This window comes from Caballeronia sp. LjRoot31, from assembly GCF_964253885.1.
Lineage (GTDB): Bacteria > Pseudomonadota > Gammaproteobacteria > Burkholderiales > Burkholderiaceae > Caballeronia.
The window spans coordinates 1,943,534-1,955,628 of the sequence record NZ_CAXURX020000001.1 but is presented as its reverse complement, the minus strand read 5'-3'; the positions used below and the strand labels follow the sequence as shown (position 1 = coordinate 1,955,628).

General features: G+C 60.9%; 9 protein-coding genes. 4 read left to right on the top strand and 5 right to left on the bottom strand.

Annotation, left to right across the window (positions count from 1 at the left end; genetic code table 11):
• Nucleotides 1-16: 16 nt before the first annotated feature.
• From ACSQ8V_RS08680 to ACSQ8V_RS08670, 3 genes are all read left to right on the top strand, one after another.
• Nucleotides 17-1,357: an Nramp family divalent metal transporter gene (locus tag ACSQ8V_RS08680; RefSeq protein WP_436205449.1), complete on the top strand. Its 1,341-nt coding sequence runs from the start codon at nucleotides 17-19 to the stop codon at nucleotides 1,355-1,357.
• Nucleotides 1,358-1,900: 543 nt separating this feature from the next.
• Nucleotides 1,901-3,133 (top strand): phospholipase A, encoded by a 1,233-nt coding sequence (locus ACSQ8V_RS08675; protein WP_436206622.1) that lies wholly within the window; start codon nucleotides 1,901-1,903, stop codon nucleotides 3,131-3,133.
• A gap of 64 nt (nucleotides 3,134-3,197) precedes the next feature.
• Nucleotides 3,198-3,401, top strand: a complete 204-nt coding sequence (locus ACSQ8V_RS08670; protein ID WP_436205448.1) for a DUF1289 domain-containing protein — start codon at nucleotides 3,198-3,200, stop codon at nucleotides 3,399-3,401.
• A 243-nt stretch (nucleotides 3,402-3,644) separates the two neighbouring features.
• Here ACSQ8V_RS08670 and ACSQ8V_RS08665 read toward each other — a convergent pair whose 3' ends face one another.
• The 5 genes from ACSQ8V_RS08665 to ACSQ8V_RS08645 all read right to left on the bottom strand — a co-directional run bounded on the left by ACSQ8V_RS08665 (nucleotide 3,645) and on the right by ACSQ8V_RS08645 (nucleotide 10,869).
• The gene (locus tag ACSQ8V_RS08665; protein WP_436205447.1) at nucleotides 3,645-4,802 is read right to left on the bottom strand and encodes an NAD(P)H-dependent flavin oxidoreductase; all 1,158 of its coding nucleotides are present in this window, start codon (nucleotides 4,800-4,802) and stop codon (nucleotides 3,645-3,647) included.
• A gap of 205 nt (nucleotides 4,803-5,007) precedes the next feature.
• Nucleotides 5,008-6,600: an ABC-F family ATPase gene (locus ACSQ8V_RS08660; protein ID WP_213763994.1), complete on the bottom strand. Its 1,593-nt coding sequence runs from the start codon at nucleotides 6,598-6,600 to the stop codon at nucleotides 5,008-5,010.
• Between the two features lie 231 nt (nucleotides 6,601-6,831).
• Nucleotides 6,832-8,277, bottom strand: coding sequence for a threonine synthase (gene thrC / locus ACSQ8V_RS08655; protein ID WP_436205446.1), 1,446 nt, complete (start codon nucleotides 8,275-8,277; stop codon nucleotides 6,832-6,834).
• 9 nt (nucleotides 8,278-8,286) lie between these two features.
• Nucleotides 8,287-9,603 carry a homoserine dehydrogenase gene (locus ACSQ8V_RS08650; RefSeq protein ID WP_213763996.1) on the bottom strand — a complete coding sequence of 439 codons (1,317 nt, stop codon included), beginning with the start codon at nucleotides 9,601-9,603 and terminating at the stop codon, nucleotides 8,287-8,289.
• 27 nt (nucleotides 9,604-9,630) lie between these two features.
• A complete protein-coding gene (locus ACSQ8V_RS08645; protein WP_436181621.1) occupies nucleotides 9,631-10,869 on the bottom strand; it encodes a pyridoxal phosphate-dependent aminotransferase in 1,239 nt (412 codons plus the stop codon).
• A gap of 560 nt (nucleotides 10,870-11,429) precedes the next feature.
• Between ACSQ8V_RS08645 and ACSQ8V_RS08640 the strand changes: the two genes are divergently transcribed.
• Nucleotides 11,430-11,804, top strand: a complete 375-nt coding sequence (locus ACSQ8V_RS08640) for an Mth938-like domain-containing protein (RefSeq protein ID WP_213763998.1) — start codon at nucleotides 11,430-11,432, stop codon at nucleotides 11,802-11,804.
• The last annotated feature ends 291 nt before the right edge of the window (nucleotides 11,805-12,095 follow it).

The window sequence follows — 12,095 nt, the reverse complement described above, 5'->3', positions numbered from 1 at the left end:
ACAGGCCACAAACCGCATGAACACGAATCCGTCCGCTCTCATACGAACCGGCACCGCGGACGATCCGCAATCTGATCCAGCATCCGGACATCAGGCCGGCCAACTGGACGACTCGGCCCCCAAACGCGGCTGGTTCTCGTTCGTCGGCGCCGGCGCCCTCGTCGCAGTCGGCTATATGGACCCGGGCAACTGGGCTACCGCGCTCGCAAGCGGCGCCAAATACGGCTATCAATTACTTAGCGTCGTCCTGCTCGCAAGCCTGATGGGCCTGCTGCTGCAATGGCTCGCATCGAAAGTAGGCGTGGTGACCGGCCAGGATCTCGCACAACTCTGCCGCCAACGCTACAGCCGACGCACCACGCTCTTTCTCTGGATCACCAGCGAAATCGCCATCATCGCCTGCGACGTCGCCGAAGTCGTCGGCAGCGCGGTCGCGCTTCAACTGCTGCTAGGCGTGTCGCTTACCGTGGGCGTCCTGATGTCGGCGATAGGCACGTTCGCCATGCTCGAGCTCCAAAGCCGTGGACAGCGGCCGCTCCAGATCGCCGTGACGACGCTGATCTTTTTCGTAGGATTCTGTTTTGTCGTTGAACTCGCGCTCGCCAACCCTTCATGGCGCGGTGCACTGGCGGGTCTTGCACCGCCCGCCGCCCTGCTGCGCGACGCAGGCATGATCTGGCTCGCCGCCGGTATCCTCGGCGCCACCGTCATGCCGCATAACCTCTATCTGCACTCCGCACTCGTCAAGGACCACGCGAAGAACGGCGACGACGAAGCCATCGCCAACGCCATGACAGGCGTCAATATCGATACCTTCGCGTCCCTCAGCCTGGCGTTCACCGTCAACGCGTCATTGCTGATCGTGGCAGCCGCCGTATTCCACGCAAACGGCCACTACGACGTCAACGATCTCGCCGATGCCCATCGCCTGATCGCACCGCTCGTCGGCAATCAGTGGGCCAGCATCATCTTCGCCGCCGCGTTGCTGGCGTGCGGCCTGAACGCAACGGTGACCGGCACGCTAGCCGGACAAGCCGTCATGGAAGGGTTCCTGCAACTGAAGATTGCGCGATGGGCGCGAGCGCTCCTCACCCGCGCACTGGCAATGGGACCGGCCCTGCTCGCGGTCGGCGCATTCGGGGAACATGGGTCGAACCAGTTGCTCGTCGCAAGCCAGGTCGTGCTGAGCTTGCAGTTGCCGCTGGCCGTGATTCCCCTCGTGCGCTTCGCATCCGATGCCGGGCTCATGGGCCGATGGCGCGTCAAGCGTATTCCGCTCGCCTTGGCGTGGTTGTGCGCAGCGCTGATCGTGCTGCTGAATGGCGCGCTGTTGTGGCAGTTGCTGACCGATAGTTGATAGTTGATGGCGGCCGGCGCGGAAGGAACTCTCCGGATTTGCCGCTGATCTCCGCTTGAGCCGGGAACTGTGCTCGCCTCGCCGTGGCCTGCGCCCGTGCTTCAAACTTTCCCGTTCCGAGCGCCTGACGCATGCGTCGGGAGGCAGGTAATGCGTATTCCAACGCACCAGACAGACGTCGATACGAGCAAGCGAACATGTCGCTCCTGCCGGTTCGTTCGACAAGAACTGAGTGAATCGATGCGGGTCGGGACCGTTTTTTGCTGTTGCTGCCCGTTCGGCCCATCTTTTCGAGGTGATCCTTCCGCACGCTTACAATTACGCGTTTCGCGAATGTCGCCCGTGGGCAGGCCGGATATCAGTCGCTCAGTTAGTCGCTAAACAAGCGTTGGCGCATGACGCAATCGGGGCGACACGGGACAGGCGTTCCCGCTGCCTCACACGGACGCTACTCAACGCAACAAGGACGATCGTTTCATGGCCCGAGGCTCTTTGCCGTTTTCCACCCGCTCCCTCACGCCCTTCCGGCAACGCGATGTCACGATGGCTTACCTCCTGGCCATGCTCGCGTGCGCTATCAGCCTCGGCTGGACCAGCGCCGCCTACGCCACGGTTTCCGTGCTCCAGCCGGTGCGCGAAGCCGCCGCGGAACAACCGCTCGAACTGACACTGCTTTATAGCGACGACGACAAGCAGCCGCTCACCATCGATGTACCCAAAGCGCTCAACGTCACGCTGACCAATGGCGACCTGCCGCCACAGCCGCTGGCGCTGCAGCGCGAACCGAACGTCCCCGACAAGCTGACGCTGCGCCCCGGCCAATATCGAAAAGTTCGCTACGCCGCCCCCTGGCCCGACGCGGCACGCGGCGTGATGAAGGTCGATCCCGTAGGCTTCGATTCGTCGCCCATGCTGATCACGCTGAACCGCGGCAAGTCGCAAACGCAAGTGGTGGCGGCGGAGACCGCTGAGACGAAGGCGACGACACCGCAGCAACTGGTGAGCGCAGAGGCCGCCGCGAACACATCGGCCGTGCCGACGACCACGAGTGACCGCATGTTCAGCGGCCGGTTATCGACCTTCGAACCGATGTATTTCGCCGACGGCCAGAACGGCGATAACCTCGCCAAATTCCAGTTCAGCTTCAAGTATCGACTGATCATGCCGGACGATCCGCGCTCGCGCGGCTTCCTCGACAACCTGTATTTCGCCTACACGCAAACGTCGATCTGGGACCTGTCGGCTGAATCGGCGCCGTTCCGCGACACGAGTTACGAGCCGCAACTGTTCTACTACCTGGAGAACACGGGGTGGAAAAGCTCGCTGTTTTCGCGCATGGGCGTCACGGCTGGTATCGGACATGAGTCGAATGGCAAAAGCGGCGCGGATTCGCGCGGGATCAACATCGCTTTCGTGCGTCCGAGCTGGGATTTCGGCGATATCAATTCGAACCACCTGACCATATCGCCGAAAATCTATTACTACATCACCAAGAGCGGCAACGAGGACATCCAGGACTATCGCGGTTACGTAGACCTGCTCGTGAAGTACGGCAGTCCCGATAGCTGGCAACTCGCCACGACACTGCGCAAGGGCACAAAACACGGATACGGCAGCGTTGACGCCCAGTTCACCTATCCGCTCGCCAAACTGATCAACAGCGCGTGGGGCGGCTACCTGTGGGTCGGTTATTTCAACGGCTACGGCGAGGACATCCTCGATTACAACCAGCGGCAACACTGGATCGCGCGGATCGGATACAGCATCGCGCGTTAAACTTGGATCTTTTGCGCGGGCGCCGCAGTTTTCACTGCATGCCACGCCCGACTACAGGCGTTTTATGGCATCGAACCTTCATGATTTGCCCGACAGCCCGTGCATCGGCGTCTGCTCGACCCTCTTCGACGACGTCTGCAAAGGCTGTGGCCGCAGGGCCGGAGAAGTCTCCAACTGGGTGTTCCTCAGCGACGCCGAAAAGCGCGCGATCTGGGAGCGCATTACCCGCGAAGGCACCGCCATGCGCTTTACCCGCGACAAGGTTTGATCGGCGGCTGAGTGGGGCATGACGACCGACCGGAGCATGCCCGTTCGCGCGCAGTCAGTTTTTTGACTCCGGGGAGAAACCCCGGAAAGAACATTTCTTCTGCATTAGGCAGCGCCTGGCTTGCGACCGGTTTGCGGCGCACTTGAGGCTGGTTCATCGCTGCTTGTGGCTGCCCATGGCTGACTCGGACTCGCAGTCAACTCGTAACCAAACTTCAGCCCGGTTTTGCAGAACCCGCGCCGTTCAAGCCGCCGCCGTGGGCCGGATATCGGCGACCAGCAAGTCGAGCAATTCACGCACGCTGCGAATCGCCGATCCGAACGGCAGCGCCTCGCGCCCCCGGAAGAACAGCCCGTTCGCGCGATCTCCACGCAGGGCCGCGGCCAGACGGGTATCGATACAAAAGTGCCCGAACTTCTCGATACCGTCGCGCAAACCACACGCCACCAGGCAATTGAGGCCCGTAGGACACTTTTGCTCGCGCGAGCCGATCTTGTCGCGAATGCGTTGCTCATTGCGCAGATAACGGTCGAGCCAAGGTGTTTTCACCGCGCGCGCCGGCAGGCCGGTCACACTCACGAATTCGACAATGTCTTCCGGCGTTGCTTCAGCGAGAATCCGCTTGAATTCGGGATGCGCGTCACCCTCTTCGGTCACTGCGAACGCCGTGCCGAGTTGAACACCGGACGCGCCTGCGGCCTGCCAGCGACGCACCGCCGCATGCCCGTCGATGCCACCCGCCACAATCAGGGGAATCTGAGTACGGCCGATGCCGAGGGTATCGAAGGTCAGCATCGTTTCCTCGATCACACGGGCAAAGTCGAAACGTTCGCTGGGAATGTCCGCCACACTGGCCACGCCGAGATGGCCACCGGCATGCCCCGGATGCTCGATCACGATGGCATCGGGCAAACGATTCTTCTTGAGCCACTTCTTCAGTACCAGCGCGATGCCACGGCTATCCGACAGGATCGGGATCAGCGCGATATCGACGCCTTGCGTCAGGTCCGGCAGATCCAGCGGCAGCCCGGCTCCCATGACGATAGCGTCGGCGCCGCTCTCGCACGCCGTCTGTACCGCTGCCGCGTAGGAGGAAACCGCCCGCATGACATTCACGGCAATCATGCCGCGGCCCTCGCTGAGGGCCTTCGCTGCGATGATCTCGCGCCGCAACGCCGCCTGGTTGGCGGCTTCCAGCGTCGCCTGATCCGGATTCTGTTTGCACATCTCAAGCAGGTCGGGATGGTGATGCCGCAAGTCGATGCTCGAGATTGTCCCCATTGCACCCTCCCGGGCGACGGCGCCGGCCAGCCGGTGCGCGGACACACCCACGCCCATGCCTCCCTGCACAATAGGAAGCAACGTGCGGCCGCGAATGGTCAGGGGGGTAAGAGGGGTCATCGAAGGAGCATCTCCAGAGTCAAAGTTTTTAGCTTGCAGGAGGTTAGACAAACACGCCTTGCGTTTTATCAAGCAAGTTCGACTGTGCTGTATTTCAGTTTTCCGATCGTGCTCCGTTCCAGAAAAGGAAACGGCCCGCTTCGTAAGAAGGGGCCGTTTGCGTTGCTGCTTGTTTCTCTTTGCGGCGTGCCGCGTTACATACATGTTACTGAATACCCTGGCTCGTCAGGAATTCCTCGTACGTACCGCCGAAGTCGCGCAGCGTGCCATCATTCTTCACCTCGATAATCCGATTCGCCAGCCCGTTGACAAACTCGCGGTCATGCGAAACGAAGATCAGCGTGCCTTCGTATTTCTCCAACGCGATCTGCAAGGACTCGATCGACTCCATGTCCATGTGGTTGGTCGGCTCGTCCATCAACAGCACGTTCGGGCGCCCAAGCATCAGCTTGCCCCAGATCATGCGGCCTTTCTCACCACCCGACAGCACCTTGACCGATTTCTTGATGTCGTCGGCGTTGAACAGCAAACGGCCCAACGTCCCACGGACCATCTGGTCGTCGTCGCCATCCTGACGATACTGGTCGACCCAGTCGGTGAGCGTCTCGTCCTTCGGAAACTCTTCGTACGTGTCTTGCGGCATATAACCGACCAGTGCGTTTTCCGCCCACTTGACCGTGCCGCCGTCCAGTTCGATTGCGCCCTTCAACGCTCGCAGCAACGTGGTTTTACCCGCGCCGTTCTCGCCGATGATCGCAATCCGCTCACCCGGCTGAACGCTCAGGCTGAAGTGATTGAAAATGGTGCGATCGTATTTCTTGGTGATGTTGGTCGCCACTACCGCGATGTTGTGCAGCTTTTTCTCGAAGTCGAAGCGAATAAACGGATTTTGCCGCGACGATGGCTTGAATTCCTCGATCTTGATCTTCTCAATCTGCTTTGCACGGCTGGTCGCCTGGCGTGCCTTCGACTTGTTAGCCGAGAACCGGCGCACGAAGTCCTGAAGATCGGCCACTTTGTCCTTCGCCTTCTGGTTCGCGTTCGCCTGACGTTCGCGCGCCTGAGCCGACGCCAGCATGTAGTCGTCGTAGTTACCCGGGTACACCTTCAACGTGCCGTAATCCATGTCCGCCATGTGCGTGCAGACCTGGTTCAGGAAGTGTCGATCATGCGAAATGATCACCATGGTCGAGTTGTACTGGTTCAGTATGTCCTCGAGCCACCGAATGGAGGTGATGTCCAGGTTGTTGGTCGGCTCGTCGAGCAGCAACACGTCCGGCTTCGAAAACAGCGCCTGTGCGAGCAGCACGCGCAGCTTCCAGCCCGGGGCGACGTTGCTCATGGGGCCGGTATGGTCCTCGATCGCAATGCCAATGCCCAGCAACAGTTCGCCGGCGCGCGCTTCGGCCGTGTAGCCGTCGTATTCGGCGAACTTCGCTTCGAGCTCGGCGGCGTGCATGTAGTCGTCGTCGGTAGCATCGGGATTCGCGTAAATGGCATCGCGCTCGGACATCGCGTTCCACATTTCCGTGTGGCCCATCATCACGACGTCGATCACGCGCATGTCTTCATACGCGAACTGATCCTGACGCAACTTACCGAGACGCACGTTCGGTTCGAGCATCACAGTGCCGGAGCTCGGTTCCAGGTCGCTGCCCAGAATTTTCATGAACGTGGATTTGCCGCAACCGTTCGCCCCGATCAGGCCGTAGCGATTTCCTTCCCCGAACTTGACCGAAATGTTCTCGAAGAGGGGCTTCGGCCCAAATTGCATGGTGATGTTGGCAGTAGACAGCACAGCGCGTCCTTTTGAATGGTGTACGGCGAAAAACCTGCAATTTTAGCAGTTCTTGGGACGAATTGCGGCATTGCAGCGGAAAGCTGCAATGCACGGGCGCGTGCACCGCGCTTCCGGCGGTCCGCAAATGGTGCCCTGCGTGGCGCTCCAATGACCCAGCCAATGCCGCCGCGCCGGGCGTTCCGGGCTGACTGAATCTGCCCAAATCCGCCGCTGCCGCCCGTCCCGAGCCTAGATGCGCTCCGCGATGTACGCCTTCACCAGCCCCGCCTCGGCCGCCACGATATCGAATTTCTGTGGCAATTCTTCGATACCGATAAACGCCGCCGGCCGCTCCGGCTCACGCTTAAGCGCTTCGCGGATGGTTTCGCCGAATTTGATCGGCTGGGCGGTTTCCAGCACGATCATCGGCACGCCCGGCGTCAAGTGCTCGCGCGCAACCTTCAGGCCGTCGGCCGTGTGGGTATCGATCATGGTGCCGTAACGCTTGAACGCGTCGCGGATGGTGTCCACCCGGTCCGTATGGCTGCTGCGTCCCGACACGAAACCAAATTCCTTCACGCGCGCAAAGTCGCCGCTGGCCGCGAGGTCGAATCCACCCTTTTCTTCCACATCGCGGAACAATTGCAGCACGCGCGCGGGATCGCGGCCGAGCAGATCGAACACGAAACGCTCGAAATTCGATGCTTTCGAGATATCCATGCTCGGGCTGGTCGTGTGATACGTCTCGGCGGCCGTGCGCACGCGATAAATCCCGGTGCGGAAAAATTCGTCGAGCACGTCGTTTTCATTCGTGGCGACGACCAGTTGCTCGATCGGCAAACCCATCATCCGCGCAATATGCCCGGCGCACACGTTGCCAAAATTACCCGATGGCACCGTGAACGACACCCGCTCGGCGTTCGACTTCGTCGCGGCGAAGTAGCCCTTGAAATAATAGACAACCTGCGCCACCACGCGTGCCCAGTTGATCGAATTGACCGTGCCGATCTTGTTGGCCGCTTTGAACGCGTGATCGTTCGACACCGCCTTGACGATGTCCTGGCAATTGTCGAAGTTGCCGATCACGGCCAGATTGAAGATGTTCGGGTCCTGCAACGAAAACATCTGCGCCGTCTGGAACGCGCTCATCTTCTGATGCGGCGACAACATGAAAACGCGCACGCCCTGCTTGCCGCGCATGGCGTATTCGGCCGCGCTGCCGGTGTCGCCCGAGGTCGCGCCAAGAATGTTCAGCGTCTGCCCTTGCTTGGCCAGCGTGTACTCGAACAGGTTGCCGAGCAACTGCATGGCCATGTCCTTGAACGCGAGCGTGGGACCGTTCGACAATTCCAGCAGCGACACCGTCGTGCCGCCCTCTTCGCCCAGCGTTTTCAGCGGCGTAATCTGCGACGCGCTCTCGTGATCGCGAACATTGCTGTACGTGCTCGCCGTATAAGTGCGGCGCGTGAGCGAGTGCAGATCTTCGTCGGAAATGTCGTCGCTGAACTTGCGCAGGATTTCGTAGGCGAGATCCGCATACGAAAGCGTGCGCCAGGCGGTCAGCTCGTCCGCCGTGACGCGCGGATATTCAGCGGGCAAATACAGGCCGCCGTCCTTGGCGAGACCGCCGAGAAGGATGTCGGAGAAAGTATGTCGTTCGCCGAAACCGGCGCCGCGCGTAGAGATATAGTTCATTTCAAAGCCCTAGTTCAATCCTTCCATGCGCAGCTTCGTCACTTTCGAAACCACGGTGGAAAGCGCCTCGATCTGCGTGATCGCCGCGTTGATTTCCCGTTCGACCGTTTCGTGCGTGAGCAGGATGATGTCGGTTTCGCCCTTGTCCTCACCATCGACGTGCTCGGATTCCTTCTGCAGCAACGCGTCGATGGAAATGACCTTGTCGGCGAGAATCCGCGTGATGTTGGCGAGCACGCCGGTGACATCCGCCACGCGCAGGCGCAGGTAGTAGCTGCTCGTCACTTCCTCGATCGGCAGGATAGGCGTGTTGGCGAGGCTGTCCGGCTGGAACGCCAGGTGCGGCACGCGATGTTCCGGGTCGGCCGTATGCAGGCGCGTGACGTCCACGAGATCGGCGACCACCGCCGACGCAGTCGGCTCAGCACCCGCACCCTTGCCGTAATAAAGCGTGGTGCCGACTGCATCGCCGTGCACGACCACCGCGTTCATCGCGCCCTCCACGTTCGCCAGCAAGCGTTTTGCCGGAATCAGGGTGGGGTGCGTGCGCAACTCGATGCCCTTCTCCGTGCGCCGCGCAATACCCAGCAGCTTGATCCGATAGCCCAGCGCCTCGGCATAGCGGATATCGATGGCGTCGAGCTTGCTGATCCCTTCCACGTAAGCCCGGTCGAATTGCACGGGCACGCCGAACGCGATCGCGCTCATGATCGTGACCTTGTGCGCCGCGTCGACGCCTTCAATGTCGAAGGTCGGATCGGCTTCGGCATAACCCAGTTCCTGGGCCGCTTTCAGCGCGGTCGCGAAGTCGAGCCCACGGTCGCGCATCTCCGAGAGAATGTAGTTCGTCGTGCCGTTGATGATGCCCGCGATGTACTGGATCCGGTTGGCCGTCAGTCCTTCGCGCAGCGCCTTGATGATCGGAATACCGCCCGCGACCGCCGCTTCGAACGCGACCATCACGCCCTTCTTGCTCGCCGCTTCGAAAATCTCGCTGCCGTGCACCGCCAGAAGTGCCTTGTTCGCCGTCACCACATGCTTGCCGTTGGAGATGGCGCGCAGTACCAGTTCGCGCGCGATGCCCGTGCCGCCGATCATCTCGGCCACGATGTCGATGGAAGGATCGTCGACGACGGCGTTGAAGTCGGTCGTGACGTCAATGCCCGCCGCGCCCTGCACCTTCGACGGCGTGCGCACCGCGATGCGCGTAATTTCGATGCCCCGTCCGGCGCGCCGTTTGATTTCTTCCTGATTGCGGCGCAGCACCGTGAAGGTGCCGCCGCCGACGGTGCCGAAGCCCAGCAGGCCAACTTTGATCGGTTCCATTGCAGCGTGAGTCTTATAAGAGAGGTTTTAGACAGAGTGACGCTTTCGATAACCATCGAGAAAGCGCGCGATACGGTTGATGGAGTCAGCGAGATCGTCCACGTTCGGCAGGAACACTACGCGGAAATGGTCCGGCGCCGGCCAGTTGAACCCGGTGCCCTGGACCAGCAGCGTACGTTCTTCGAGCAACAGGTCCGTAATGAACTGCTGGTCATCGACGATCGGATACATCTTCGGGTCGAGCTTCGGAAACATGTACAGCGCCGCCTGCGGCTTGACGCAACTCACACCGGGGATGGCGGTGAGCATGTCGTAGGCGAGTTCCCGTTGCTTGAAGAGCCGGCCGCCCGGCACGATCAGGTCGTTGATGCTCTGGTAGCCGCCCAGCGCCGTCTGGATGGCGTACTGCCCCGGCACGTTCGCGCACAGGCGCATGGAGGCCAGGATGCCGAGCCCTTCCATATAGTCATGGGCAATGCGACGGTTTTCACCCGTGAGACCGGAGATGAACATCCAGCCCGCGCGATACCCGCAGGCCCGGTAGCTCTTCGACAAACTATTGAATGTGACCGTCAGCACGTCCTCCGACAACGCCCCGACCGCCGTGTGCTTGCGGCCGTCGTAGACGATCTTGTCGTAGACCTCGTCGGCAAAAATGATCAAGCCGTGCTTGCGCGCCAGTTCGATCATCTCCAGCAACAGTTCGTCCGAATACAGCGCGCCCGTCGGATTGTTCGGATTGATGATGACGAGCGCCTTCGTGTTCGGCGTGATCTTCGAGCGCAGGTCGTCGAGATCGGGCATCCAGTCGGCGGATTCGTCGCAGAGATAATGCACCGGCGTACCGGACGACAAGCTCACCGCAGCCGTCCACAACGGGTAGTCCGGGGCGGGCAGCAGCACTTCGTCGCCGTCGTTGAGCAGACCCTGCATGGCCATCACGATCAGCTCGGACGCGCCGTTGCCAATGTAGATGTCGTCCAGTTCCACGCCCGCCACACCCTTTTGCTGGGTGTAATGCATGATCGCCTTGCGCGCGGCGAACACACCCTTCGAGTCCGAATAACCCGACGAAGTCGGCAGGTTACGGATCATGTCCTGGATGATCTCGTCCGGCGCATCGAAGCCGAACGCGGCCAAGTTGCCGATATTAAGCTTGATGATCCGGTGGCCCTCGTCCTCCAGCCGCTTCGCGTGCTCGAGCACGGGACCGCGAATGTCATAACAGACGTTCTGTAATTTATTGGATTTTAGAATCGGTTTCACGGCGGGAAAGCTCACTGGTTACTGGAAGTCAGGCTCTGGATCAGGAAAATCGGCAAATAAAGTTGACAAGTCAGGGCCACGGACTCGGCGCAGCGCCGGCCACGCCGGTGTTTTCGCCCGGCGCTTCAGGTGCTGCGCGTGAAAACACGTCAAACCGGGACCTTGAACGGACCGGACACCGCGCAGAAACCCTAAGTAGCGACGCGGAACAGGCAGTCTAGCGAAAATGCGTCGGATAGAGGCAGGTTTAGGCGCAATCGTGTGAGCTTATGGCCATCAGGCCAAGGCAAAACGCCCGATTGCGTGTCGGCAAGCAGCTTGTGGCGGCACGCGAAGCATCGCGCCGCCCGGGCTCGCAACCCGCTGACGGCTGAAAAGTTATAATTTAGCGGATTATCCGTGACTTTCGCAATGCGCCACCGGCAAAACGCGTGCACATCGGCTTCATCCAGGTGCCCGCACAAGCCGATGAACCCTGTATTGCGCGCCGAGCCGTCCGGTTGTCACAGGACTCTCGCGCAGTCACCTCTCGCCATCAACTTGCCTGTCGGAATACCGATTTGAAACTACATCAGGAAGCCAGCGGCGCGCTCAATACCATCACGAGTTACGGCGCCGATTACGTCGCGATCAATCTGCAACGCCATGAAGGCAGCATCATCGTGATGCCGGAAACGCCGGTGATCGCATGGCCTGTGTCCTCGTTCGAGGCGCTGACGCCGGAAGACTTTGACGCGCTCATCGCGATCGCGCCTGAAGTCGTCGTGTTCGGCAGCGGTGCGCGCCTGCGTTTTCCGCATCCTCGGCTCATCGCGAAGCTTTCCCAGCAACGCATTGGCGTGGAGACAATGGATTTCGGCGCCGCATGCCGTACTTACAACATTCTCATGTCGGAAGGCCGCCGGGTCGCGGCTGCGCTGCTGATCGAAGCGTGACTTCGGCATACCGGTGGAAGCTCACATGAACGCTGCGGCAACGCTTCAGCGCGGATTCCACGCGCCGGTGCGATAAACTGCCGCCCGGCGCCGAAATCGATACGGCTATCGGCATCGGGAACGCCTGTTTTCTGCGCACTGCTGGATGACGCCCCGGCCCGCACCCGCCCGCCGCACGGCGAAACGCACAAGGACTGGCCGTTTGGCTGGCTTGTGCGCGTTGTCGAAGCAGCGGAACCTGCATGGGCTGGCCGCGCGCCGGATGGTGCCGAATAGGTGCCGGATACGCGG

What these genes read in the sequence shown, in the direction of transcription:
- ACSQ8V_RS08680 (WP_436205449.1), top strand. Translation starts at nt 17, where the DNA reads ATGAACACGAATCCGTCCGCTCTCATACGAACCGGCACCGCGGACGAT.
- ACSQ8V_RS08675 (WP_436206622.1), top strand. Translation starts at nt 1,901, where the DNA reads ATGGCTTACCTCCTGGCCATGCTCGCGTGCGCTATCAGCCTCGGCTGG.
- ACSQ8V_RS08670 (WP_436205448.1), top strand. Translation starts at nt 3,198, where the DNA reads ATGGCATCGAACCTTCATGATTTGCCCGACAGCCCGTGCATCGGCGTC.
- ACSQ8V_RS08665 (WP_436205447.1), bottom strand. Translation starts at nt 4,802, where the DNA reads ATGACCCCTCTTACCCCCCTGACCATTCGCGGCCGCACGTTGCTTCCT.
- thrC (WP_436205446.1), bottom strand. Translation starts at nt 8,277, where the DNA reads ATGAACTATATCTCTACGCGCGGCGCCGGTTTCGGCGAACGACATACT.
- ACSQ8V_RS08650 (WP_213763996.1), bottom strand. Translation starts at nt 9,603, where the DNA reads ATGGAACCGATCAAAGTTGGCCTGCTGGGCTTCGGCACCGTCGGCGGC.